Source organism: Streptomyces sp. MspMP-M5 (genome assembly GCF_000373585.1).
GTDB lineage: Bacteria > Actinomycetota > Actinomycetes > Streptomycetales > Streptomycetaceae > Streptomyces.
In genome coordinates, this window is sequence record NZ_KB891880.1 from 21150 (window position 1) to 47417 (window position 26268).

Consider the following 26268-nt stretch of genomic DNA (forward strand, 5'->3'; position numbering starts at 1 on the left):
ATCACGGAACTGCAGGGGCGATTGCACGAGGCCGAGACCCACCTCGAGCACCTGGCGATCACCCGGAAGACCGTCACCGCCCTCGCCGACCGGCTTCCCACCCAGGGCACCTCACCCGAACCGCCCGACCACCCGGACTACCCCCGCATCCTTGCTGTCTTCAACGAGGTCACCGGCCCGCTGAGGGCCCGCGATGTCTGCGAAGCCCTCGACCACGAACTGCTGCCGAAGAACATCGAAAGCGCTCGCGCCAAGCTGAAACGCCTGGTCAAACTCGGCATCCTCACCGAGATCGACCCGGCTGCTTCGCCAGGAAGCTGTAAAAGACCAAGGCCCGCGACCAGTAGCCCTGCCCCAACCTCACCTGGAAACGGGCATCAACTCACGAACCGCCCTCTGAGAACCCGCCCGGACCGCCACGGCCCGGTGCTCGGCACGTGCAACAGCGCACGTGCCGAGCGCTACTGGCGTACGGGATCAGTGGTCGTCCCAGTGCCCGTCGTGCAGGGCGTGGCGGTGCCCGTCGTGGACGTAGTCCATGTGGTCACCGTGCGGTATGGCGACGTGCCCGCATCCGGGCTGGTGCCGGTGGTCGTGATCCTGGTGGACCGTGTGGCCCGCCGGCTCGCACTCGTCGGCGTGGTCGCCGTGGATCCGGTGAAGGTGCCCGTCGTGCACGTAGTCGACATGGTCGCCGTGCGGTACCGCGACGTGGCCGCAGTCCGTCCCGTGCTGGTGCGTGTGGTTCGCGTGAGTGGCATGAGTGCTGGTCAGCATGGCAGAACCTTCTCTCTCCCCCGCATGATCGAACCTCTTCCGACGGGAAAGCCTGCACCCTCAGTGTTAACCACGCCTGGCGTTCACAAAAGTCACCGCGAGTTGGCTGGAATCGATCCGCCGGCCGTCCCGGGCCTTGCCTGATGCCTCGCCATCGGTTCGAGGTTCTTACCGGGTCTGGTGCCGTTCGGGCCGGGGTCAAGCCGAGAGGGGGCTCATATGCGAGGGCGAGGGGAGCCGCCGGTGTGGGCCGGCGGGCGGTCTTGATCGAAAATCGAAGGCACTCGCGCCAAGCTGAAACGCCTGGTCAAACTCGGCATCCTCACCGAGATCGACCCGGCTGCTTCGCCAGGAAGCTGTAAAAGGCCAAGGCCCGCGACCAGTAGCCCTGCCCCAACCTCACCTGGAAACGGGCATCAACTCACGAACCGCCCTCTTAGAACGTTCTTAAGCCCCGGCACTATCCACGTGGGCATGACATCGAAGCTCAAAAGCTCACGGCTCACACGAGTGATCGCCGCCTCGCTGGCGCTGACGGCCGCGTCCGTCGGGCTCTCCGGGTGCGGGACGGCCGAGGCCGGGACGTTGCAGGGCGGGCGGCTGACGCTGCCGGTGGCCGGGGGGACGGCCACGGTCGACACCGCCACGCTGGCGGTGAGCGCGCGGGCCGGGGACGGGACGTCGCTGGTGCTGTCCGAGGCGGCCGCGGGCGGGCTCGGCGCGCCCGGGCCGGTGACGCGTACCGCCGACGGGGCGCGCTGGACGTATCCGGCCAAGGGACTGTCGGTGACGGCGCGTTCGGAGCAGGGACGGCTGCGGATCGGTATCCGGTCCGATCGCAAGCAGTCGGTGAACTGGCCGGTGACCGGGACCGACCGGGCGGCGTCGTCCGTACAGGTGCCGCGCGGGGAGGGGCTGGACATCCCGGTGCGGGACGCGTTCTGGAACTCCGAGCGGGGCGGGCTGGCCGGAAGCACGACGGACGTGGGGGCGGATCTGTCGCTGCCGCTGTGGGGATACGCGATGGGCGGCGGCGCGAGCGGGGACCCGAAGGGCGGCGCCCCGAAGGGCGACACGGCCCGGCACGGGGTGAGCTATCTGACGCCCACCGACATCGGGACGTCGCTGAAGTTCGCGTCGCGGGGCGGGGCGCTGCGGGCCACGGCCGGGCACGACTTCGACGCCGGCGAGGGGACGCGGGACTACGAGGTGTCGTTCGCGCTGACCGACGGGAATCCGGTCGCGCCGGCGGCCGACTACCGGTCGTATCTCGCGCAGCACGGACAGCTCGGCAGCCTGCGGGAGAAGATCCGGCGGAATCCGGCGACCGGGAAGCTGCTCGGGGCGTTCCACGCCTATCTGTGGGGCGAGGCGCGGACCGCGGCCGGGGTGGAGAAGCTGAAGAAGCTGGGCGTGGACCGGATGTGGCTCGGCTACGACTCCGGGCCGAACCCGATGGACGCGAAGGCGGTCGCGGCCGCCAAGCGGGCGGGGTATCTCGTCGGGCCGTACGACACGTACGCCAACGGGCAGGACCCGAAGACCGCCGACAGCCCCACGTCGAAGTGGCCGGGGACGGTGTATCCGGACTTCTGTGTCCGGAAGGCGGACGGGAAGCCGGAGACCGGGTTCGGGAACCGCGGGTGCTATCTCAGCTCGCAGGCGTTCGAGCAGGCCGAGCCGACCACGCACCATCTGGCGGACCGGGCCCGCGCGATGACCGCCAACGGGGCGGAGAGCTACTTCCTGGACGTGGACGCGACCGGTGAGGTGTTCCGCGATCACGGTAAGGGCCACGAGATGACCAAGGCCGGTGACCGGGAGAACCGGCTGGCGCGGATGCGGCGGCTCTCGAAGCGGTTCGTGCTGGGCTCGGAGTCCGCACAGCCGTGGGCGAACCAGGTGCTGGCCTACGACCACGGCTCGGCCACGCCGGTCGGCGACGGGCTGTGGAAGCTGGAGCGCGACAAGGAGAAGTGGGGCGGCTACTTCCCGCAGAACGCCCCGAAGAACGCGTTCATGCCGGTGTCGCTGCCGGCGGACCTGGCCACCGCGATGTACGACCCGAAGTACCGGGTGCCGCTGTACGAGACGGCGCTGCACGAGTCGCTGGTCAACGTGGAGCGGTGGGAGCTGTCCTACGACAAGCTCCCGGACCAGAAGACCACCCGGGCGCTGCTGGGGATGCTCTACAACACCCCGCTGAACTTCTCGCTGGACGGGCCCTCGCTGGCGAAGAACGGCAAGGAGCTGGCGGCGCTGCAGAAGTACTTCGGGCCGCTGCACCGCGCCGCGGGGACCGAGCGGATGGCGTCGTTCCGGTGGCTGACGGCGGACCGGAGCGTGCAGCGGTCGGTGTTCGGGGACGGGACGCTGACCGTGACCGCCAACTTCGGCAGCGCGGCGCACGACGGGCTGCCGGGCGGCTGTGTGGACGCCAGGCTGCGGGGCGAGGCGCAGGCGCGGCGGCTGTGCCCGGCGAAGGTCGACAGCTGAGCTGCATCAGCCGATCTTCAGCAGCTGAGCTGCAACAGCTGATCTTCAACGGGCTCCCCTGAAGGGCGACGGCCCGGTGGCCACGGCTGCCGGGCCGTCACCCGATAGCGCTCCGGCCGCCCCGGCGTCCCCTCACACCCCGCCCCGCCCCCCGCTGAGGCTCGCGTTCCGCCGGGGAAACGCGGGCGATCCCGGCGGGTAACAGCGGCGTCGCAGGCTGTCGGTATGACGTTGACGGGCATGGCGCGCACGGGCACCGCGCCCCGCGGCACGACGGGTACCGGCGCCGCGCCGGCGGGGCCCGCGTCCGCGCCCGGGGCCGGGGCGGCGGCGCGGGTGGTGGTGGTCGGCGGGGGGATGGCCGCCGCCCGGCTCGTCCAGCAGCTGGCCGCGGTGGCGGACGGTACGGGCGGGCGTCCGCCGCGGGTGACCGTCCTCGCCGAGGAGCCGCACCCGCCCTACAACCGGGTGCTGCTCGCCGAGGTGCTCGCCGGCCGCTACCCGGCGCAGGTCATCGCGCTGCCGGCGCCGGCCGCCGGAGTGGCCTGGCACGGCGGTGTACGGGTGGTCCGGATCGAGCGGGGCGCCCGGCGGGTGCGGTGTGCGGACGGGCGGGAGTTCGGCTACGACGCGCTGGTGCTGGCCACCGGCGCCAATCCCGTACTGCCGCCGCTGCGCGGCCTGTTCGGGCCCGGCGGGCGGGAGCTGCCCGACGGGGTGCATCCGTTCCGCACGCTGGACGACTGTGCGGCGCTGGCCGCGGCGGTCCGGCCCGGCCTGCCGGCGGTGGTGATCGGCGGCGGGCTGCTCGGCGTGTCCGCGGCCCGGGCGCTGGCGGCGTGCGGGGCGCGGGTCCTGCTGGCCCACCAGGGCAGGTATCTGATGGAACGTCACCTCGATCCGGAGGCGGCGGAACTGCTCCGGGAGCACCTCGTCGGCCTAGGCGTGGAGGTGCACACCGAGTGCCGGGCCCGTGGCGTGCGGCCCCGGCCGGTGACCGGCGCCGACGGCCGGCGGCGGGTGCACGGCGTCGAACTGGCCGACGGGCATGTGCTCGACGCCGGTGTGGTCGTCGTGGCGTGCGGGGTCCGCCCCCGTACCGGGCTCGCCCGGGACGCCGGACTGGACGTCGGCGCCGGCATCCGGGTGGACGGCGCGCTGCGCACCAGCGACCCGCACATCCACGCCGTCGGCGACTGCGCCGAGCACCGCGGGACGGTGTACGGCCTGGCCGGCGCCGCCCAGGAACAGGCCGACGCACTGGCCCGGGTGCTGACCGGGCCCCGGCCCGCGGCGCCCGCCTACACCGGGACCCGGACCCTGACCCGGCTCACCCTGCCGGGGCGGGACGCGCTGGACCTGGCCGCGTTCGGCGAGCCCGAGGCGCGCCCCGGCGACGACGTCGTCCGGCTCGCCGACGCCACCCGCGGCACCTACCGCAAGGTCGTGGTCCGCAGCGACCGCCTGGTCGGCGGGGTGCTCCTCGGCGCGCTCGGCAGCGTCGGCACGCTCGCCCGCGCCTGGGAGGGAGCAGAGCCGCTCCCGTCCGGCGGCCCCCTGCTCCACCTGCTCACCAACGACGGAGGCTCCTGATGTCCACGACGGCTTTTCGTGACCGGTCCCGCCCCACGATCGTGCTCGTCGGCCACGGCATGGTCGGCCAGCGCTTCCTGGAGGCACTGGCCGGGCGCGGCCTGACCGCCACGCACCGCGTGGTCGTGCTGTGCGAGGAGCCGCGCCCGGCGTACGACCGGGTCCAGCTCACCTCGTACTTCTCGGGGAAGACGCCCGGGGAACTCTCCCTGACCGACCCGGCGTTCCTCGACGAGCACGGCATCGAGCTGCACCTCGGCGACCCGGTGGAGACGATCGACCGCGCGGCGCGGAAGGTGACCGCCCGCTCCGGCCTGGCCGTCGAGTACGACACCCTGGTGCTGGCCACCGGCTCGTACCCGTTCGTGCCGCCGGTGCCGAACAAGGACGCCACCGGGTGTTTCGTCTACCGCACGATCGAGGACCTGCTCGCGATCGAGGAGTACGCCAGGGACCGCGCCACGACCGGTGCGGTGGTCGGCGGCGGGCTGCTCGGGCTGGAGGCGGCGGGGGCGCTCAAGGGCCTCGGGCTGACCTCGCACATCGTGGAGTTCGCGCCGCGGCTGATGCCGGTGCAGGTGGACGAGGGCGGCGGCGCGGCGCTGCTGCGGACCATCGAGGAGATGGGCCTGACGGTCCACACCGGCGTGGGCACCCAGGAGATCGTGACCGACGCGGCCGGCGCCGTCACCGGCATGAAGCTGTCCGACGGCTCCGAACTCGCCACCGACATGGTGGTGTTCAGCGCCGGCGTCCGCCCCCGCGACCAGCTGGCCCGCGACTGCGGACTGGCGGTCGGCGAGCGCGGCGGCATCGGCGTCGACGAGCAGTGCCGCACCGTCACCGACCCGCACGTCTTCGCGATCGGCGAGTGCGCGCTGGCCGCGGACGGCCGGGTGTACGGGCTGGTCGCGCCCGGTTACGAGCAGGCCGAGACCGCGGCGGCCGCGATCGCCGACGACGGGGCCGAGCCGTTGGCGTTCACCGGCGCCGACCTGTCCACCAAGCTCAAGCTGCTCGGCGTGGACGTGGCGTCCTTCGGCGACGCGCACGGCACGGCCGAGGGCTGCCTCGACGTGGTCTACTCCGACTCCCGGGCGGGCCTGTACAAGAAGCTGGTCATCGGGGCGGACGGCACCCTGCTCGGCGGCGTCCTGGTCGGCGACGCGGAGGCGTACGGGACGCTGCGGGCGCTCACCGGCTCGGTGCCGCCGGTCGCGCCGAAGTCGCTGGTGCTGCCCGCCGGCGCCGGCGGGGGCGCCCAGCTCGGCCCGGGCGCGCTCCCCGACGACGCGGTCGTCTGCTCCTGCCACAACGTCAGCAAGGGCACCATCCGCGGCGCGGTCACCGAGCACCGGTGCACCTCCGTGCCCGAGGTGAAGAAGTGCACCAAGGCCGGTACCGGCTGCGGCAGTTGCGTGAAGGTGCTCGACCAGCTGGTCACCGCCGAACTGGAGGCGTCCGGCATCGAGGTCGACAAGGGCCTGTGCGGCTGCTTCGCCCAGACCCGCGGGGAGCTGTACGAGATCGTCCTGGCGCTGGGCGTCACCTCGTACCGGGAGCTGCTGGACGGGCACGGCCGGGAGGGCGCCCGGGGCGGCGAGGGCTGCGAGGTGTGCAAGCCGGCGGTGGCCTCGATCATCGCCTCCCTCGCCCCGTCGATCGGCGCGAGCGGCTACGTCCTGGACGGGGAGCAGGCGGCCCTCCAGGACACCAACGACCACTTCCTCGCCAACCTCCAGAAGAACGGCTCGTACTCGGTCGTACCGCGCATCCCCGGCGGGGAGATCGCCCCCGAGAAGCTGATCGTGATCGGCGAGATCGCCCGGGACTTCGGTCTCTACACCAAGATCACCGGTGGTCAGCGGATCGACATGTTCGGTGCCCGGGTGGAGCAACTCCCGCAGATCTGGGGCCGGCTGGTGGAAGCGGGCTTCGAGTCCGGGCACGCGTACGGCAAGTCGCTGCGCACCGTGAAGTCCTGTGTGGGATCGACCTGGTGCCGCTTCGGCGTACAGGACTCGGTCCGGATGGCGATCGACCTGGAGCTGCGCTACCGGGGGCTGCGCTCCCCGCACAAGCTCAAGTCCGCCGTATCCGGCTGCGCCCGCGAGTGCGCCGAGGCCCAGTCCAAGGACTTCGGGGTGATCGCCACGGCCAACGGCTGGAACCTCTACGTCGGCGGCAACGGCGGCGCGACCCCGCGCCACGCCGACCTGCTGGCCCAGGACCTCTCCGACGCCGAACTGGTCCGCCTGATCGACCGCTTCCTGATGTTCTACATCCGCACCGCGGACCGGCTGGAGCGCACCTCGACCTGGCTGGAGCGGATTCCCGGCGGCCTGGAGCACGTACGCGACGTGGTGGTGCACGACTCGCTGGGCATCTGCGACGAGTTGGAGCGGCTGATGCGCACGCACATCGCGCACTACCGCGACGAGTGGGCCGCGACCCTCGACGACCCCGAGAAGCTCGCCCGGTTCGTGTCCTTCGTGAACGCCCCCGACACCCCCGACCCGGTCGTCGCCTTCGTCCCCGAACGCGACCAGATGAAGCCCGACCTGCCGCTGCTGGCCATCGGCCGGCGCCCCCTGGACGACGCACTGGAAGGAACCTCCCAGCGATGACCCTGACACTTGAGACGACCGACCTCCAGGTCCAAATCCGCCTGGGTGATGACTGGTTCACGGTCTGCGACCTGCACCGGCTGGCCCCCGGCCGCGGGGTCGCCGCCCTGCTGCCGGACGGCCGCCAGGTGGCGCTGTTCCGGGGCCGCGGGGACCGGCTCCACGCCATCGACAACCGCGACCCGTTCACCGGCGCCCCGGTCCTGGCCCGGGGGCTGACCGGCACCGCCGCGGGCCGCCCGTTCGTGGCGTCGCCGCTGCTCAAGCAGCGGTTCGACCTGGAGACCGGGGTGTGCCTGGACGACCCGTCGGTGTCCGTACGGGCGTACCGGGTGCGGGCGCGCGCCGTGTGAGCGCCGGGCGTACGCTGGAATTCCCCTACCGAGGAGTACGGCGTGACGCGGTGGAACACCAGCCACATCCCCGATCAGACCGGCCGCGCGGTGGTCGTCACCGGCGCCAACAGCGGCCTGGGCTATGTCACCGCCCGTGAGCTGGCGCGACGCGGCGCCCGCGTGGTGCTGGCCTGTCGCAGCGCGGAGCGGGGCGAAGCCGCACTGGCCCGGCTGCGGTCCGAAGTCCCCGCCGCCGAGGCGGAGTTCCGGCCGCTGGACCTCGCCGACCTGGCGTCGGTGCGGCACTTCGCCGAGGACCTCGGCGACTTCTGTGGCGACCGGCTCGACCTGCTGATCAACAACGCGGGGGTGATGGCGCTGCCGTACCGCACCACCGCGGACGGCTTCGAGATGCAGTTCGGCACCAACCACCTGGGGCACTTCGCGCTCACGGGGCTGCTGCTGCCCAGGCTCCTGGCGACGCCCGGGGCGCGGATCGTGACGGTCTCCAGCATGCTGCACGTGCTCGCCGACGTGAATCTGGACGACCTCGACGGCGAGCGCTCCTACCACCGCTGGATCGCCTACGGCCGGTCGAAGAGCGCCAACCTGCTCTTCACCCACGAGCTGGCCCGGCGGCTGGCGGCGGCCGGCTCGCAGGTCGTCGCGGCCGCCGCGCACCCCGGCTACGCGCAGACCAACCTCCAGACGGCCGGCGTCCGCATGGAGGGCCGCCGGACCGCCGAGCGCCTGGTGGAGCTGGGCAACCGCGTCATCGCCCAGCCCGCGGACGGCGGCGCCCTGGGCACGCTGTGCGCGGCCACCGCCCCGCACATGCGCCCGGACGCCTTCATCGGGCCGCGCAACGGGCTCCGCGGCGCCCCCGCCCGCTCCTTCCGCGCCCCCTGGACGCGCAAGGACGCCACCGCCGAGCGCCTCTGGACGGCGTCCGAGGAGCTCACCAAGGTGCGGTACGACTTCACCGTCCCCGGGGCGTGAGCCCCGGCCCGCCGGGCGCGCCCGTGCCCAAAGGGGCGCGCCCGCGGGCCTCATGAGGCGCGCATTCCCGTGTGCACCGTCAACATCGCGTGAAGATCGCAGCGCCGCCCGCCAAGGGCGCGCCAAAACCGCTCGTCGGCCGCCGAAACGGCCTCCAGGCTGGCCAGGTCCCAGCCAGTGCCGCACGGAGGTACGACGAACGATGTCGACGGTGTCGCAGCCCGCAAACCGGCCGGAGCAGCCGCCCCCGGCGACCGCCCCCGGCTCAGGCGCCGCCGCCGGCCCGGCCGCCGGTCCCGACCCGGCCGGTGACCGGCACCGCCTGACCGCCCTCCAGGGCCTGGCCGCCCTCTCCCTCGACGCGATGGCGTCCGTCGCGTACGGACCGGAGTCGATCGTGCTGGTGCTGGCCACGGCCGGCGCCTACGGCCTGGGCTTCACCCTCCCCGTCACACTCGCCATCGCCGCGCTGCTGGCCGTGCTGGTGGCGTCCTACCGCCAGGTCATCGCCGCCTTCCCCAACGGCGGCGGCTCCTACGCGGTGGCCAAGACCCACCTGGGTCGCCGCTCGGCCCTGGTCGCCGCCGCCTCGCTCGTCCTGGACTACATCCTCAACGTCGCGGTGTCGGTGACCGCCGGTGTCGCCGCCCTGACCTCCGCCTTCCCCGGCCTCTACGGCGACCGGGTGTGGATCTGCCTGGCGGTGCTGGTCCTGGTGACCGGCATCAACCTGCGCGGGATCGCCGACTCGGCGCGGGCATTCCTGCTGCCCACCGCGGTCTTCGTCGCCTCGATCCTGGCGATGATCGTGGTCGGCCTGTTCCGCGACGCGCCGGCGTCCACCGCCACCGCCGCGGGCCACGCCTCCGTGCTCGCCCAGAACGCCACCTCCGTCGGCGCGCTGCTGCTCCTGAAGGCGTTCGCGTCCGGCTGCTCGGCGCTGACCGGCGTGGAGGCGGTCGCCAACGCCGTGCCGTCCTTCCGCGCCCCCGCCGCCCGGCGCGCCCAGCGCACCGAGGTCGCGCTCGGCGCCCTGCTCGGCGCGATGCTGATCGGCCTGTCGCTGCTCATCGGCCGCTTCCACCTCCAGCCGGTCGAGGGCGTCACCGTCCTCGCCCAGCTCGCGGACGCCTCGCTCGGCCACAACTGGGCCTTCTACGTCGTCCAGTTCGCCACCATGGTGCTGCTGGCGCTGGCCGCCAACACCTCCTTCGGCGGGCTGCCGGTGCTGATGGGGCTGCTGGCCCGCGACAACTACCTGCCGCACGTCTTCGGTCTGAAGGCCGACCGCCAGGTCCACCGCCACGGCGTACTGGCACTGGCCGCGGTCGCCGCCGCGCTGCTCGTCTTCTCCGGCGGCGACGTCAACACGCTGGTGCCGCTGTTCGCCATCGGCGTCTTCGTCGGCTTCACGCTCTGCCAGGCCGGCATGGTCCGCCACTGGCACCTGGAGCGGTCTGCCGGCTGGTTCGGCAAGGCCCTGCTCAACGGCTTCGGCGCGGTGCTCACCGCCGCCGCGGCGCTCGTGGTCACCGCCACCAAGTTCACCGACGGCGCCTGGCTGATCGTGATCGCGCTACCGCTGCTGGTCCTCGCCTTCGAGGCCGTCCACCGCGCCTACGCCCGGATCGGCGACCGCCTCGGCCTGGGCCGGGTGCCCGAACCGCCGCGCCGCGCCCGCTCGTTGGTCGTCGTCCCCGTCTCCCACCTGTCCCGGCTGACCGGCGAGGCGCTCAACGCGGCGGTGTCGATGGGCGACGAGGTGATCGCGGTCACCGTCACCCACGCCGAGGACCGCCCCGCCGCGGAGGCACTGCGCCGCGACTGGGAACTGTGGAACCCCGGCGTCGACCTGCTCGAACTGCCCTCCCCCACCCGTTCCCTGGGCCGCCCGATCGCCTCCTACGTCCGCGACCTGACGGCCCGCCGCCCGGACGCCCGGGTCACCGTCCTGATCCCCGAGGCCGAGCCCGCCCACGTGTGGCAGCGGCTGCTGCAGAACCAGCGGGGCGGAGTGGTGGCGCATGCGGTGCGACGGGATACGGATGCGGTGATCTGCCGGTTGCGGTTCCGGCTCACGCCGTAGTTTCCCGTACGTCGTCGGCTGTCCCACCGTGGTGGGGCTCTTCTCCGCCTTCGGCGGAGGGGGTTGTTGGGGCGGGGCCGCCTCTGTGCGTGGTGGGTGCCGGGTGCGGGGCCTCCGGGGTGGGTGTTCGGACTGCTTCGCTTTACGTCCGAACACCCACCCCTCCGGCCCCCACCCTCCCGCCGGTGGACGCGCCCCCGCCCGGTGGGGGAGAGGTGAGGAAAGCCGTCCGGGCGGGGCGGCTACGGGAACGATCAGCTTCGAGCCAACCACCCCGTGGCCGCGACCACCTCTCCGGCGATATCCGGAACCGAGCGGCCGTCGGTCGCCACCCTCAGTGTGTCCGCGGCCACCCGCTCGTCCAACAGCCGCGCCTTACGGGCGCTGTTCGCCAGCTCCCGGGCCAGTTCCGAGCCCTGCTCGCGGGCGGTGAGCCGCTCGGTGACGGTGGCGTCGGTGCCGGTGAGCAGCACCCGAACGATCCGCACGCGAGTCCCCATGGCCCGTTCGAACATCCCGGTGCTCTCCGGCAGCACACTGACGGTGTTGACGTACACCATCCGCCGACATCCGATCCGGGTGTAATTCGCCCACACCGCAGTCAAGTTGCGCTCGGTGATCGCGGACCGCGACGGATCGCCCTCCGGAGCCGGATGCACCTGCCCCATGAAGTCCCCGTCCATGACGGCATGCCCGACCTCCGCGCCCCGCAGCAGCGCGGAAACCTCCCACCCGACCGTCGTCTTCCCGACCCCGGCGCGCCCCCCGATCAGCAACACTTCGGCTCCGGCCACCCCGCCGCTGCCCACCATCCAGGCCCCCTCCTGATCGTTTCCCCCGCCAGGCTGCCAGGCCCCACCACCCCCGGACGAACGATTTCCGCACCCACGACGGCCTCCACCTCTCCCCCACCGGGCGGGGGCGCGACCACCGGCGGGAGGGTGGGGGGCCGGAGGGGTGGGTGTTCGTACGTAAAGCGAAGCAGTCCGAACACCCACCCCGGAGGCCCCACACCCGCCACCCACCACACACCGGGCGCCACCGCCCAACACACCCAAACTTGGCCGGATTTCGCCTTCCGGCGCCCGGACAGGCGCGGGCTCGATGCCCAATGCGCCCCGGCCGCCAGGCCATGTGCGATACGGTGCGTGCCATGCGCACGTACCCGGTCACCCGTGAGGCGGCGCCGCGCGACCGCGGCCCTCACGGTACGTGCGCGCCCCGCGGCCTGAGCTTCCTGCGCCGCCGCGGCCGAGTGGGTTCGCCCCCGGCCGGCTGTCCCCGCGTGTCCTGAGGACCGCGCCCCGCGCCCGGATGGGCCGCACCCCCTGCACGAGCCGTCCGCCGCTCCCTCCCTTCTTCCTCCGCCGCAGCCCGGGCACCCCCACGCACCCCGCCAACTCCCTTCCAAGGAGGACCAGTTGACGCCCATCGCCGACGCCACCACCCCCGCACTCCGCCCCCACCGCATCCCCGCCGACGGCCTCCACGAGGGCCGCCGGGTCCTGCGCCGCACCCCGGAGGGCTGGATCGACCGGCCCTACGAGTTGTTCGAGGTCGTCCCGCAGGCCGCCACCATCGGCGCGGAGATCCGGGGGCTGGAGCTGTCGCGCCCGCTGTCCCCGGCGCTGCGCGCGGAGCTGAACCGGGCGCTGCTGGAGTGGAAGGTTCTGTTCTTCCGCGGCCAGCACCTGACCACCGCCGCCCAGCGTCAATTCGCCGCCAATTGGGGGGAGTTGGAGACCAACCCGCTGCTGGCCCGGGGCGACTCGAAGGAGGTGGTCCGGTTTGACAAGGGCGCCGACGGGACCCCGACGTTCGAGAACGTATGGCACACGGACGTAACCTTCCGCGAGCGGCCCGCACTTGGCGCCGTGTTGCAACTGCGCGAGGTCCCGCCGGCCGGCGGGGACACCCTGTGGGCCGACATGGCGGCGGCGTACGACAATTTGCCGCCGGAAATCCGGGAGCGGATCGACGGCGCGCGGGCGGTGCACGACTATCTCCCGGGCTTCGCCCGCTTCCGCTCTCCGGCTCAACTCGCCCCATTCCAGGGGGAGTTCCCGCCCGTGGAGCATCCGGTGGTACGCCGACACCCGGAGACCGGACGGCGGATGCTGTTCGTCAACGCGTCGTTCACCACCCGGATCGTGGGGCTGCCGGAGGCGGAGAGCGACCGGCTGCTGCGGCTGCTGTTCCAGCAGGCGCATGTGCCGGAGTTCCAGGTGCGGTTCCGCTGGCGGGCCGGGGACGTCGCGTTCTGGGACAACCGTGCCACTCAGCACTACGCGGTGTTCGACTACGGGACGCGGCGGCGGGTCGCGGAGCGGGTGGCGATCGCCGGGGACCGGCCCTACTAGGCCCGGTCCCCGGTGGCCCCACTCATCCAGCCGTCACAAGGCCGCCGTCCCGTCCATCTGGGCGCCGCCGCGCAGCAGGGCGGCGCCCAGCGGCGTCAGGGTGTGCAGCACCGCGTTGCCCTGGCGCAGGGTGGACAGCAGTCCGGCGTCCCGCAGGACGGTGGCGTGCTGGCTGGCGGAGGCCAGCGAGACATCGACGCGGCGGGCGAGTTCGCTGGTGGTGCAGCCGACGCCGATGCCCTGGAGTATCGCCGAGCGGGTCTGGCCCACGAGGCGGCCCAGCGAGCGGGCGGCCGGTACCTGCGGGGTGAGGCGGGGCGCCGGGTGCTCGACCGGGTAGACCAGGACGGGCGTCAGATCCGGGTTGTAGAACGTGACCGGGGTGCGGCGGCAGAAGTACGAGGGCAGCAGGAGCAGCCCGCGGCCGCCGAGATGGAGCTCCCGGTCGACGGGGTAGTCGGCCTCCAGGACGGGCGGGCGCCAGCGCATCATCGGCGGCAGCGAGGCCAGCAGCCGGTCCGCGCCGCCGTCCAGCAAGGCCCGGCCACGGGCGGCCCGGTCGGCCTCTATGCGGCTCTGCACACGGTGCCAGTACGGGGCGACGGCCGCGTCGTGGTAGCGCTGGAGTATCCCGGCGAGCCGGCCCAGCGAGCGGGTCTCGCCGTCCGCCATGGCCTGTATCCACGCCGGCAGCGGGCGGCCCGCGGCGGGCGCCAGCCGGCCCAGTTCGACGTGCAGCCGGGCGGCCGGCGTCTCGCGCAGCGCGGCGAGCGCCTCGTCCATGCCGAGCAGGCCCTCGGCCGGCGTCAGGAAATCCGGGAAATAGCCGCGCGTGGGCACCAGCGGCGCCAGCAGCCGCGCTTCGCCATTCAACCTTCCGCGGGTTTCCGATCGCCAACCACCGAACGTGGAATCGTCGCGCCGGTCGCGAAGTCGGTGAAAGCTTAAGACCGTCTCCCACAGCGCATCGGGGCGTGCGGCAATCCGCACGCGGGCCAGATCGAGTCCACTGAAATGGACGCGTAACACCGAACCCCCACTCTTTGGTTATCTCCCTCGGCCCCCGGCACGCCTGAGTATGCACGCCGACACGCGCGGTCACCATGCCCTTTTGGCCAGAGTTGAAAAGGGTCGCGCGGGACCCCACCCGGACGGAATGCTGGAGGCAATTCGACGACGGTGTGCACGGCGCGGATTGCTCGATCCCGTGGGGGGTGATGGGCAAACAACCGGCCGGGCTGCGCCCCGTTGAAGGCCGCCTCCCACGCCGACTGGGAGGGCGGCAGCTCCCGAGGGGGGAGTCCGGAGAAAGCAAGGGCGGCACCTGTGCGCACAGGTGCCGCCCTTGCCGTACCCGTCCGGACGCGCACGGACCCGCCGGTCGCCCGGCCATCCGCGCGCCCACCGCGGCGCTGCGGGAACGGCCGACAACCGACTGTCGCAAGCCCCGCGGAACAGTTCCGGTACGGATGGTTTCCGTCCGGACGATTCCGCCCCGGACGATGCGGGTACGTCGTACCGGCTCGGAACGATTCGCGCGCGGCCGATTCACGACCGGACGATTCGGGACCGATGATCCAGGGGTGGACATTTCACCTGGACGCTTCGACGCCGGACAATCCAGGGGCGAACGATTCGAACGCTGAATTATTCAAAAGCGGACCATGTAAAAGCGGCCGGGCCGCTGCCGTCACAATTCCCTCGCCGCCCACTCCCAACGGGGCGGCGCTTTCCGGGAGTTTCCCCCCGCCCGCACAAAGCCGAGGGCGGCACCTCCGCACAGGTGCCGCCCTCGTAGGGAGCCGGAGCGGGCGGCGGGCGTTGAGGGTGGCAGGGTGCCGCCGCCGGCTCCGGTGGTTCGCAGGGACGTGGTCCCCGGCGGGTCAGCGGCTGTCGCTGCCCTGGGATTCGGCCGCCGCCCGGCCCGCCTCCAGGCGGGCGACCGGGATGCGGAACGGGGAGCAGGAGACGTAGTCCAGGCCGACCTCGTGGAAGAAGTGGACGGACTCCGGGTCGCCGCCGTGCTCGCCGCAGACGCCGAGCTTGAGGTCGGGGCGGGTGGCCCGGCCGGCCGCGGCGGCGCTGCGGACCAGGGAGCCCACGCCGTCCTTGTCGATGGTCTCGAAGGGGCTGACGCCGAAGATGCCCTTCTCCAGGTAGGCGGTGAAGAAGCTGGCCTCGACGTCGTCGCGGGAGAAGCCCCAGACGGTCTGGGTCAGGTCGTTGGTGCCGAAGGAGAAGAAGTCGGCCGACTCGGCGATCTGTCCGGCCGTGAGGGCGGCGCGGGGCAGCTCGATCATCGTGCCGAGGGTGAGCTTGAGGCTGACGCCGCGGGCCTGCTCGACCTCGGCGATGACCTGCTCGGCCTCCTCGCGGACGATCTCCAGCTCCTGGACGGTGCCGACCAGCGGGATCATGATCTCGGCCCGCGGGTCGCCCTTGGCGTTCCTGCGCTCGGCGGCGGCCTCGGCGATGGCCCGTACCTGCATGGCGAACAGGCCGGGGATGACCAGGCCGAGGCGGACGCCGCGCAGCCCCAGCATCGGGTTCTGCTCGTGCAGCTTGTGCACGGCCTGGAGCAGCCGGAGGTCGTTCTCGTGCGGCTCCTTGCGGGCCTCGGCGAGCGCGACCCGCACCGAGAGGTCGGTGATGTCGGGCAGGAACTCGTGCAGCGGCGGGTCGAGCAGCCGGACCGTCACCGGCAGGCCGTCCATCGCCTCGAACAGCTCGATGAAGTCGGCCTTCTGGAGCGGGAGGAGTTCGGCGAGGGCGGCTTCCTTGTCCGCGTCGGTGTCGGCCAGGATCAGCCGCTCGACCATCTCCCGGCGCTCGCCGAGGAACATGTGCTCGGTGCGGCACAGGCCGATGCCCTGGGCGCCGAACCGGCGGGCGCGGGCGGCGTCCTCGGCGTTGTCGGCGTTGGCCCGGACGCGCAGCCGGCGCACCCGGTCCGCGTAGGCCATGATCCGGTGCACGGCCTGCACCAGTTCGTCGGCGTCGTCGGCGCCGGCGTGCATCCGGCCCTCGAAGTACTCCACGACCGGCGACGGCACGACCGGGACCTCACCGGCGTACACCTTGCCGGTGGAGCCGTCGATGGAGACGACGTCGCCCTCCTCGATGACGGTGCCGTCCGGCGTGGTCAGCTTGCGGGTCTTGGTGTCGACCTCCAGCTCCTCGGCGCCGCAGACACAGGTCTTGCCCATGCCGCGGGCGACGACCGCGGCGTGCGAGGTCTTGCCGCCGCGGGAGGTGAGGATGCCCTCGGCGGCGATCATGCCGTTGAGGTCGTCGGGGTTGGTCTCGCGGCGGATCAGGATGACCTTCTCGCCGGAGCGCGACCACTTGACGGCGGTGTAGGAGTCGAAGACGGCCTTGCCGACCGCCGCGCCCGGGGAGGCGGCGATGCCGCGGCCGATCAGCTCCGACTTCGCGTCCAGGTCGAAGCGGGGGAACATCAGCTGCGCCAACTGCGCGCCGTTGACCCGCTGGAGGGCCTCGGCCTCGTCGATCAGGCCCTGGTCGACGAGCTGGGTGGCGATGCGGAAGGCGGCGCCGGCGGTGCGCTTGCCGACCCGGGTCTGCAGCATCCACAGCTTGCCGCGCTCGATGGTGAACTCGATGTCGCACAGGTCCTTGTAGTGCGTTTCGAGCGTCTCCATGATCTGCATCAGCTCGTCGTACGACTTCTTGTCGATCAACTCCAGGTCCGCGAGCGGGACGGTGTTGCGGATGCCCGCGACGACGTCCTCGCCCTGCGCGTTCTGCAGGTAGTCGCCGTAGACGCCCTGGTGGCCGCTGGCCGGGTCGCGGGTGAAGGCGACGCCGGTGCCGGAGTCGGGGCCGAGGTTGCCGAAGACCATGGAGCAGACGTTGACCGCGGTGCCGAGGTCGCCGGGGATGCGCTCCTGGCGGCGGTAGAGCTTGGCGCGGTCGGTGTTCCAGGAGTCGAAGACCGCGCGGACGGCGAGGTCCATCTGCTCGCGCGGGTCCTGCGGGAAGTCCCGGCCGGTCTCCTTGGTGACGATCTGCTTGAAGCTGTCGACCAGCCCCCGGAGGTCGGCGGCGTCCAGGTCCACGTCGACGGTGACGCCCTTGGTGCGCTTGGCGTCCTCCAGGGCCTCCTCGAAGAGCTCACCGTCGACGCCCAGCACGGTCTTGCCGAACATCTGGATGAGGCGGCGGTAGGAGTCCCAGGCGAACCGCTCGTCGCCGGCCTGCGCGGCGAGGCCGGAAACCGACGCATCGGAGAGGCCGATGTTGAGGACGGTGTCCATCATGCCGGGCATCGAGAACTTCGCACCGGAACGGACCGAGACCAGCAGCGGGTCGTCGGCCTGGCCGAGCTTCTTCCCCATCTTCCGCTCGAGGGCGTCGAGGTGCTCGGAGACCTCGGCACGGAGTGCCTCGGGCTCACTGCCGCTCTCCAGGTAGACCTTGCACGCCTCGGTGGTGATCGTGAAGCCGGGCGGGACGGGAAGCCCCAGGTTGGTCATCTCCGCGAGGTTGGCGCCCTTGCCGCCAAGGAGGTCCTTGAGGTCCTTGTTGCCCTCGGTGAAGTCGTAGACGAACTTCACGGAAGAAGACTGGCTTACGTGGGGATCTTGTGTTTCCGGCACGGCTCTGACTCCTCGCCGACGGGCTGCCCTGACGGCGAGGAACATACCCAGATCGAAGGCGTATGGGTACGTCCACTTGGTCGACATACGTGCGTAACCCGGTGTCAGCCAGCAGATCGAAAGTGATCATGCGTTTCGATCATCGTTTACAACCTGAATGCATTGCTGCACTCCGTAGTCGCGATAGCCGTGATGACTACGGAACGGCACGGTTCACTTGATGGGTTGAACGAAACAATGGTGGCACCGGGTGCCACCATTGCGAGAGATGGAGCCCGACCTTTGGCGCTCATCTGAGCGCAACCCCTATCAGGGGTGGCGAGAATCACGCGCTCATGTGTGAGGCAGGTCCATCATCTGGACCCTGCACGGCCACGTGATCAAGAAACGCGGCGACCGGAACGCGGGCCCGATTTCGAACGGCGGCAGATCGGCGCGCAATTCGGCCACCGGCCGCTCCGGGGCGGACGGGCGCCGGCCGCCACACGCCGGGCATCAGGATCGGGCCATAGTTCGCCGCCTGCGGGAACGCCGGCTCGGCGTCCGGAGTCGTATACCGGAGGACCGGCGCAGCAGCGGCAGCACCGCCAGCCCGGCGAGCAGACTGCCGGCCGCCACCGGGAGCGCGGTCGCGTACAGGGCGTGCGCCGAGGCCGCCGCCCGGCCGCCCGGGCCCGCCGCCCCGGTCAGGAAGACACTGCCGTACCCGGCGACGCCGATCACCTGGGCGAGCTGCGGGACGGTGGTCAACACCCCGCTGGCGTCGGCGGCGTCGGCCGGGGCGATCCCGGACAGCGCCAGCGTCAGCAGCGGACTGGTGGTGAAGCCCAGGCCCAGCCCCCAGACCAGCTGGAGCAGCAGCAGGGCCGGGCCGCCGGTGCCGCCGCCGCGCAGGACCAGGCCGAGGCCGAGATAGCCGGCCGCGGCCAGGGCGCAGGCCGCGGCGATCATCGGCAGGTGCCAACGGGCGGGCAGCCGCCGCCAGGTGAGACTGCCCGCGGCCACCCCCACCGCCAGCGGCGCGAAGGTCAGCCCGGCGCGCACCGCGGACTCCCCCAGGCCGGTCTGGAGATGCTGGGAGAAGGCGAACAGGAAGCCGGCATAGCCGGACATGCAGAAGAACAGCGCCGTCGCGCCCCACACCAGGTCCGGTGAGCGCAGCACCCGCGCCGGGACCAGCGGCGCGCCCCCGCGCCGGGCCACCGCCCGCTCGACGAGGACGAACAGCACCGCCGCCGGTACCGCGGCGGCCAGGCACGCCCCCGTCCACCGCGGCCAGTGCCGCTCGTGCCCCAGGACCAGCGGGACGACCAGCAACAGCAGCGCGGCGGTCAGCGTCACCACACCGGGCAGATCCAGCGCCCTGGCCGTGCGGGCCGGCTCCCGCGGCAGCAGCCGGGCCGCGGCGGCCAGCAGCGCCGCCCCGACCGGCACGTTGATCAGGAAGACCGGGCGCCAGCCGGTGCCGAACAGGTCCGCGCTGACCAGCAGCCCGCCGGTGACCTGCCCGACCACCACCGCCGCCGCGATCGCCGTCGCATAAAGACTCAACGCCCGGGCCCGCGCCCGTCCTTCGAAGGTGACCTGGATCAGGCTGTAGATCTGCGGCACCATCAGCCCGGCGCCCAGCCCCTGCACCACCCGCGCGCCGATCAGCGCCGCCGCCCCCGGCGCCAGCCCGCAGGCGGCCGAGGCGAGGGTGAAGACCGTCAGGCCCAGCAGGAAGACGGTCCGGAAGCCGTGCCGGGCGCCGAGCCGGGCCCCGGTGATCAGCAGCGCCGCGTACGCCAGGGTGTAGCCGGAGACGATCAGCTGCAGCGCGGAGCCGGTGGTACGCAGATCGCCGCGGATTGCCGGGGTCGCGACGTTGACGACGGTGGCGTCCAGCAGCGCCATGAAGACCGCACCGAGAATGACGACGAGAATTCCGGTGTCGCGGTGTGCCGAAGGTGAATCGTGCGTCGGCGCCCCGGCAATTCCCCTTCCGGGGGCGTGCGTTGTTCCGTTCATGACGGCGATCATCATCGGCGGCGCATGCGGGTACCAGGACGCGGTGATCCTGGTACCGGTGGTATCTGGCAGACGTCCGCGGGCGTCGCCGATGATGGTGCGGTGTCCGCGACCACCCTTCGCCCCGCCGTCACCGCAGCCGCCCGGCGCGCTGAACTCGCCGCGTTCCTCCGGCTCCGCCGGGAACGCCTCGCCCCCCAGGACGTCGGGCTGCCCGTCGGCCCGCGGCGCCGCACCCCGGGGCTGCGCCGCGAGGAGGTCGCCGAACGGGCGGGCGTCGGGGTGGCCTGGTACACGTGGCTGGAGCAGGGGCGGCCGATCAACCCCAGCGTGCAGGTGCTGGACGCGATCGCCCGGGCGCTGCTGCTCGACCCGGCGGAGCGCGCGCATCTGCACCGGCTCGCCGACGTCCCCGGCGCCGCCGCCGCGCCCGCGCCCGTCGACCCGCCGCCCGGCGAGCGCACGCTCCAGACGATCCTCGACGCGCTGAACCCGCTGCCGGCGGGCCTGGTCGGCGCCCGTTACGACGTCCTCGCCTTCAACGACGCCTATGCCGCGCTCGATCCGCGGGTGGCGCTGCTGCCGCCGGCGGAACGGAACGTGCTGTGGCGGCTGTTCACCGCGGACGAGGAATCCCAGCCGCTGGTGGACTGGGAGCGTGAAGTGTCCGTCATGCTGGGACATTTGCGGAACGAGTTCGGCCGCCGGCTCCAGGACCCGCAGTGGCAGGCGTACATCCGGCGGCTTTCCGAGGCGTCCCCGCGCTTCGCGGAGATGTGGGCGCGCCATGACGTCTCCGCGCCGGCCGCGCACCGCAAGACGTTCCGGGCGGTCGACGGCCGCCACGTCACCGTCGTCGCCACCGGCTTCACCCGCGCCGAGGCGCCGGACGCCAAGATGTGGATCTACACGCCGGCGGACCCGGACGCGGCGCGGGTGCTCGACGAGCTGCTGGCGCGCTACCGGGAGGTCGGCGCGGCCGGGCTGCTGGCCGGGGCGGCGGGCCGGGCCCGGCCCGGGGCCTGAGCGCCCGGCCGTCCGAGGGGCGCCCGTCAGCCGCCGGAGGTGTCCAGCTCGGCGTCCTCGCCGACGCCGGCGCAGTCGTACGGGTCGCGCAGCCAGCCGTCCGGGAGCACCACGCGGTTGTTGCCGGAGGTCCGGCCGCGCGGGCCGTCGGCGCCGGCCGGCCACGGCTGATCCAGGTCGAGCTCGTGCAGCCCTTCCTCGAGCTCGGCCAGCGACGAGCTGATCGCCAGCCGCTTGCGCATCTCGGATCCGACCGCGAAGCCCTTGAGGTACCAGGCGACGTGCTTACGGAAGTCGATCACCCCGCGGGCCTCGTCGCCCAGCCACTCGCCGAGCAGGGTGGCGTGCCGCACCATGACGGCGGCAACCTCGCGCAGGGCGGGGGCCTTCGGCGCGCCGGTGCCCTCGAAGGCGGCGACCAGATCGCCGAAGAGCCAGGGGCGGCCCAGGCAGCCGCGGCCGACCACGACACCGTCGCAGCCGGTCTCCCGCATCATCCGCACCGCGTCGCCGGCCGACCAGATGTCGCCGTTGCCGAGCACCGGGATCTCCGGGACGTGCTCCTTCAGCCGGGCGATGGCGTCCCAGTCGGCGGTGCCGCCGTAGTGCTGGGAGGTGGTGCGGCCGTGCAGGGCGACGGCGGTGACGCCCTCCTCGACGGCGATCCGGCCGGCGTCGAGGTAGGTGAGGTGGTCGTCGTCGATGCCCTTGCGCATCTTGATCGTCACCGGCAGGTCACCGGCGCCGCTGACCGCCTCGCGGAGGATGGCGCGCAGCAGGGGCCGCTTGTACGGGAGGGCGGAGCCGCCGCCCTTGCGGGTCACCTTCGGGACGGGGCAGCCGAAGTTCAGGTCGATGTGGTCGGCCAGGTCCTCCTCGACGATCATGCGGACGGCCTTGCCGACGGTGGCCGGATCCACGCCGTAGAGCTGGATCGAGCGCGGCCGCTCACTCGCGTCGAAGTGGATCAGCTGCATGGTCTTCTCGTTGCGCTCGACCAGCGCCCGAGTCGTGATCATCTCGCTGACGAAGAGCCCTTTGCCGCCACTGCTGCGATCTCCCGGGGGACGACCCCCGGACCCCCAGCCGTCGCCTTCGGCGAATTCCCGGCACAGCGTCCGGAACGGGGCGTTGGTGATCCCGGCCATCGGTGCCAGGACCACGGGGGGCTGCACCGTGTGCGGGCCGATCTGCAGCGAAGTCATGAATCCCATTGTCCCGCACCCGGCCGGTTGTCCCGCACCTGACCGGTCACCCCGCCAGGGGCTGCCCGGCCGGGATCGTTGTAGCGTTCAACCATGACCGACCTCAGCCGCCGGCGGCGTCTGCTCGTCCTGGCGATCTGCTGCCTGAGCCTGCTGATCGTCAGTCTCGACAACACCGTCCTCAACGTCGCCCTGCCGTCGATGCAGCACGAACTGGGCGCCTCGGTCTCCGGTATGCAGTGGACGATCGACGCCTACACCGTGGTGCTGGCCGCGCTCCTGATGCTCGCCGGCTCGACCGCGGACCGCCTGGGCCGCCGCCGGGTCTTCATGGCCGGCCTGGTGGTCTTCTCGCTCGGCTCGCTGCTGTGCAGCCTGGCGCCCGGCCTGGGCTGGCTGGTGGTGTTCCGGATGGTGCAGGCGGTCGGCGGCTCGATGTTGAACCCCGTCGCCATGTCGATCATCACCAACACCTTCACCGACCCCCGGGAGCGGGCCCGCGCCATCGGGGTGTGGGGCGGGGTGGTCGGCATCAGCATGGCCGCCGGGCCGGTGATCGGCGGGCTGCTGGTGCAGAGCGTCGGCTGGCGCTCGATCTTCTGGATCAACGTCCCGATCGGCGCCCTGGCCCTCGTCCTCACCCTCCGCTGGGTGCCCGAGTCCCGTGCGCCCCGGCCGCGCCGGGTCGATCCGGTGGGCCAGCTGCTGGTGATCACGCTGCTCGGCTCGCTGACGTACGCGATCATCGAGGCGCCGGACGCGGGCTGGGGGTCGGCGCAGATCCTGACGTTCGCGGTGGTGGCGCTGGCCTCCCTGGCGGCCCTGATCGGCTACGAGCGGCGGCGCCGGGAACCGCTGATCGACCTGCGGTTCTTCCACAGCGCCCCGTTCGCCGGCGCCACCGTGATAGCGGTCTGCGCGTTCGCCGCGCTCGGCGGCTTCCTCTTCGTCAACACCCTCTATCTGCAGAACATCCGCGGTCTGTCCGCCCTCCAGGCCGGGCTCTACATGCTGCCGATGGCCGGGATGACGCTGATCTTCGCGCCGCTGTCCGGGCGGCTGGTGGGCGGGCGCGGGCCGCGGCTGCCGCTGCTGCTGGCCGGCTGCGCCATGGCCGCCAGCGGTATCCTCTTCGCGGCCTTCAACACCGCGTCGGCTACCTCGCTGCTGCTCACCGGATACGTCCTCTTCGGCATCGGATTCGGGCTGGTCAACGCCCCGATCACCAACACCGCGGTGTCCGGTATGCCGCGCACCCAGGCGGGCGTCGCAGCGGCTGTGGCCTCCACCAGCCGACAGGTCGGGCAGTCGCTGGGCGTCGCGGTGTTCGGCGCCGTACTGGCCGGCGGGGCGCACGCCGGCGCCACCCGCCCGGAGTTCCTGGCCGCCGCCCACCCGGCCTGGTGGATCCTCGTCGGCTGCGGCGGCGCCATCCTGCTCCTCGGGGCCCTGACCACGGGCCGCTGGGCCCGTGCGACCGCCCGGCACACCGCCGCCCTCTTCGAGGACGAGGGCACCCGCGACCACAGCCGGGCGGGCACCGGGGCCTGACGGGAGCGCCTGCGGCAACCGGGAACAGCGCCCTACGCCGCCACCGCGTGCGCCAGCTTCTCCAAGTCCTGCAGCCGCTCCCGGCTCGCCTCGTCCACCGGCGTGTACGCCAGTACCTTCGCCCCTGGATTGGGGCCCAGCCACATATTGGTGCCGGTCAGCTGGAGGACGCCGACGACCGGGTGCCGGAAGACCTTGACCGCACCCCTGGGACGCTCGACCTCGTGCTGCGCCCATATCTCGCGGAACTCCGGCGACGCCTCCGTCAGCCGGGCCACCAGCGCCTTCCAGGCCGGCTCCGCGACGTGCTCGGCCATCGCGGAACGGAACTTGGCCGTCATCGTCCGGACCGTGGCCTCCCAGTCGGCCAGCCCCGTCCGCCAGCCGGCGTGGGTGAACGCCAGCCACATGCAGTTGCGGTCCTCGTCGGGCAGCGCGTCCAGGTCGCACAACAGCTGCCCGTAGGTGCGGTTGTAGGCGAGAATGTCGAACCGGCTGTTCTGGACGACGGCGGGATACGGGGAGAGCTGCTCCAGGACGTCCCGTAGGGCGCGGGGGACGCCGGTGCACTCCTTGCCCGGCAGTGGATCGACCGCGCCGGCCAGCGCGAAGAGGTGGCTGCGCTCGGCGCGGTCCAGCAGCAGGGCGCGGGCGACGGCGTCCAGCACCTGGGGCGAGACGTGGATGTCCCGGCCCTGTTCGAGCCAGGTGTACCAGGTGACGCCGACGGCGCCGAGCTGGGCGACCTCCTCGCGGCGCAGGCCCGGGGTGCGGCGGCGGGTGCCGCGCGGCAGCCCGACCTGCTCGGGGGTGATCCGCTCGCGCCGGCTGCGCAGGAAGGCGGCCAGCTCCGCCCGCCGGACCGCGTCGCGGGCGCGGTGCCCGTCGCGGCCCGGTACCGTCCCCGCGGCACCGCTCGTGCCCGCCGCCCCGGCCGCCTCGCCCACATCCACCGTCATGCGTCCAGCGTGCCGCAGCCCGCAGCCGGTTGCCAGGTAGCGCTGGTACCAGGATAAGGACACTCTGGTACCCGGCTGAGCGCCCCGGGATTCTCTTACCCGTGAGTGAAACACCCATCGCCTCCGCCACGTTGGACGCCCCGTCCCCCACCCCTCCCACCGGGTCCGCCGCCCGGCCCCGCCCCGCGGCCGCCCCGCTGCTCACCCCGCTCGGCCTGCTGACCGTCCTGCTGGGCGCCGCCCTGCCGATGATCGACTTCTTTATCGTCAACGTCGCCCTGCCCACCATCGACCGCGATCTGCACGCCGGCTCCGCAACGCTGGAGATGGTGGTGGCCGGCTACGGCGTCGCCTACGCCACGCTGCTGGTGCTCGGCGGCCGGCTCGGCGACATGGTCGGGCGCCGCCGCCTCTTCCTCTGGGGACTGGCGACGTTCGGCCTGACCTCCCTGGCCTGCGGACTGGCCCCGGACGCCTGGACGTTGGTGGCCGCCCGGGTCGCCCAGGGCGCGGCGGCCGCACTGCTGCTGCCCCAGGTGCTCGCCACCATCCAGGCCACCACCACGGGCCAGCGGCGCGCCAAGGCCGTCAGCCTCTACGGCGGCACGGCCGGGGTCTCCAGCGCCGTCGGCCAGGTGCTCGGCGGGCTGCTGGTCTCGGTCGACCTGGCCGGCAGCGGCTGGCGCGCGGTGTTCCTGGTGAACGTCCCGATCGCCGCGGTGGCCTGGCTGCTGGCGGCGCGTACGGTGCCCGAGACGCGGTCGCCGCACCCCAGCCGGGTGGACGTGCCCGGCACCGTGCTGCTGGCCGCCGCGCTGGTCACGCTGCTGCTGCCGCTGACCGAGGGCCGCGCCGCCGGCTGGCCCCTGTGGTCCTGGGTGCTGCTGGCCGTCTTCCCGTTCGCCGCCGTGGCGTTCGTCGTGGTGGAGCGCCGCGCGGAGCGCGCCGGGCGCACGCCGCTGGTCCCGCCGTCGCTCTTCGGCATCCCCTCGGTCCGCAGCGGGCTGGCCATGATCGTCCCGTTCTCGGTGGGCTTCGGCGGCTTCATGTTCGTGGTGGCGGTCGCCCTCCAGAGCGGACTGCGCTACGGGCCGCTGGCCGCGGGCATCGCCCTGGCCCCGCTCTGCCTCGCCTTCTTCCTCTCCTCGCTGGCCGGGCCCCGGCTCGTGCAGCGCTTCGGACGCAAGGTGGTGATCACCGGCTCGCTGATCCAGGGCACCGGGCTCCTCGTCCTCGTCCTGACCGCCCGGGCGGGCTGGCCCGACATCCCGGTGGCCGCGCTCGCGCCGAGCATGACCGTGCTGGGCCTCGGCCAGGGGCTGGTCCTGCCGGTGCTGCTGCGGATCGTGCTGAGCGAGCTGCCGGTGGCGCAGGCCGGGGTCGGCGGCGGCGTGATGGTCACCACCCAGCAGTCGGGGCTGGCGCTGGGCGTGGCGACGCTCGGCACGCTCTTCCTCGCCCTGCTCCCCTCCGCGGGCATCCGCGACGCGCTCCTCATCACCGTCCTGGCCCAGTTGGTGATCGTCCTGGGCACCACCCTGCTCGGCTTCCGGCTGCCCCGCATCATGCGCTGACCTGCGGCGGGGCCCCGGGACGGCCCCGCCGAGGCAGGCACCCCCCACCCT

General features: G+C 72.7%; 17 protein-coding genes. 10 read left to right on the forward strand and 7 right to left on the reverse strand.

What is annotated here, in order from left to right; translation table 11 throughout:
• Positions 1–477: 477 nt before the first annotated feature.
• Positions 478–777: a hypothetical protein gene (locus B073_RS47705; protein ID WP_018537948.1), complete on the reverse strand. Its 300-nt coding sequence runs from the start codon at positions 775–777 to the stop codon at positions 478–480.
• A gap of 474 nt (positions 778–1251) precedes the next feature.
• Between B073_RS47705 and B073_RS0109970 the strand changes: the two genes are divergently transcribed.
• The 6 genes from B073_RS0109970 to B073_RS0109995 all read left to right on the forward strand — a co-directional run bounded on the left by B073_RS0109970 (position 1252) and on the right by B073_RS0109995 (position 10913).
• Entirely contained in the window at positions 1252–3273 is a 2022-nt protein-coding gene (locus B073_RS0109970) for a glycoside hydrolase (protein WP_026247230.1), read from the forward strand.
• 336 nt (positions 3274–3609) lie between these two features.
• Entirely contained in the window at positions 3610–4866 is a 1257-nt protein-coding gene (locus B073_RS0109975; RefSeq protein WP_026247231.1) for an NAD(P)/FAD-dependent oxidoreductase, read from the forward strand.
• Positions 4866–7493: a nitrite reductase large subunit NirB gene (nirB, locus tag B073_RS0109980; protein WP_018537951.1), complete on the forward strand. Its 2628-nt coding sequence runs from the start codon at positions 4866–4868 to the stop codon at positions 7491–7493. Before B073_RS0109975 ends, nirB begins: the two co-directional genes overlap by 1 nt.
• Positions 7490–7846 (forward strand): nitrite reductase small subunit NirD, encoded by a 357-nt coding sequence (gene nirD / locus B073_RS0109985; protein ID WP_018537952.1) that lies wholly within the window; start codon positions 7490–7492, stop codon positions 7844–7846. The genes nirB and nirD overlap by 4 nt, the downstream gene beginning before the upstream one ends.
• A gap of 42 nt (positions 7847–7888) precedes the next feature.
• Complete coding sequence (locus B073_RS0109990) at positions 7889–8827, forward strand: oxidoreductase (RefSeq protein ID WP_018537953.1); 939 nt, start codon at positions 7889–7891, stop codon at positions 8825–8827.
• A 202-nt stretch (positions 8828–9029) separates the two neighbouring features.
• Positions 9030–10913 carry an APC family permease gene (locus B073_RS0109995; protein ID WP_018537954.1) on the forward strand — a complete coding sequence of 628 codons (1884 nt, stop codon included), beginning with the start codon at positions 9030–9032 and terminating at the stop codon, positions 10911–10913.
• A 254-nt stretch (positions 10914–11167) separates the two neighbouring features.
• On the opposite strand, the gene B073_RS0110000 is transcribed toward B073_RS0109995, so the two are convergent.
• Complete coding sequence (locus B073_RS0110000) at positions 11168–11725, reverse strand: hypothetical protein (RefSeq protein WP_018537955.1); 558 nt, start codon at positions 11723–11725, stop codon at positions 11168–11170.
• 609 nt (positions 11726–12334) lie between these two features.
• Here B073_RS0110000 and B073_RS0110005 point away from each other — a divergent pair.
• Entirely contained in the window at positions 12335–13273 is a 939-nt protein-coding gene (locus B073_RS0110005; protein ID WP_018537956.1) for a TauD/TfdA dioxygenase family protein, read from the forward strand.
• Positions 13274–13306: 33 nt separating this feature from the next.
• On the opposite strand, the gene B073_RS0110010 is transcribed toward B073_RS0110005, so the two are convergent.
• From B073_RS0110010 to B073_RS0110025, 3 genes are all read right to left on the reverse strand, one after another.
• Positions 13307–14146 carry an ArsR/SmtB family transcription factor gene (locus B073_RS0110010; protein WP_018537957.1) on the reverse strand — a complete coding sequence of 280 codons (840 nt, stop codon included), beginning with the start codon at positions 14144–14146 and terminating at the stop codon, positions 13307–13309.
• A 1010-nt stretch (positions 14147–15156) separates the two neighbouring features.
• Entirely contained in the window at positions 15157–17892 is a 2736-nt protein-coding gene (gene ppdK / locus B073_RS0110015; RefSeq protein WP_078507953.1) for a pyruvate, phosphate dikinase, read from the reverse strand.
• 495 nt (positions 17893–18387) lie between these two features.
• Entirely contained in the window at positions 18388–19902 is a 1515-nt protein-coding gene (locus B073_RS0110025) for an MFS transporter (protein WP_234025041.1), read from the reverse strand.
• A gap of 102 nt (positions 19903–20004) precedes the next feature.
• Between B073_RS0110025 and B073_RS39615 the strand changes: the two genes are divergently transcribed.
• Complete coding sequence (locus B073_RS39615) at positions 20005–20928, forward strand: helix-turn-helix transcriptional regulator (protein WP_018537961.1); 924 nt, start codon at positions 20005–20007, stop codon at positions 20926–20928.
• 26 nt (positions 20929–20954) lie between these two features.
• On the opposite strand, the gene dusB is transcribed toward B073_RS39615, so the two are convergent.
• On the reverse strand, positions 20955–22133 hold the full coding sequence (dusB, locus tag B073_RS0110035) for a tRNA dihydrouridine synthase DusB (protein ID WP_106731817.1): 1179 nt from the start codon (positions 22131–22133) through the stop codon (positions 20955–20957).
• A gap of 93 nt (positions 22134–22226) precedes the next feature.
• Here dusB and B073_RS0110040 point away from each other — a divergent pair, with 93 nt between their 5' ends.
• A complete protein-coding gene (locus B073_RS0110040; RefSeq protein WP_018537963.1) occupies positions 22227–23684 on the forward strand; it encodes an MFS transporter in 1458 nt (485 codons plus the stop codon).
• A 32-nt stretch (positions 23685–23716) separates the two neighbouring features.
• Here the strand turns inward: B073_RS0110040 and B073_RS0110045 are convergent, their stop codons facing one another.
• A complete protein-coding gene (locus B073_RS0110045) occupies positions 23717–24643 on the reverse strand; it encodes a helix-turn-helix transcriptional regulator (RefSeq protein ID WP_018537964.1) in 927 nt (308 codons plus the stop codon).
• Between the two features lie 101 nt (positions 24644–24744).
• Between B073_RS0110045 and B073_RS0110050 the strand changes: the two genes are divergently transcribed.
• Complete coding sequence (locus B073_RS0110050; RefSeq protein ID WP_018537965.1) at positions 24745–26217, forward strand: MFS transporter; 1473 nt, start codon at positions 24745–24747, stop codon at positions 26215–26217.
• Positions 26218–26268: the final 51 nt, after the last annotated feature.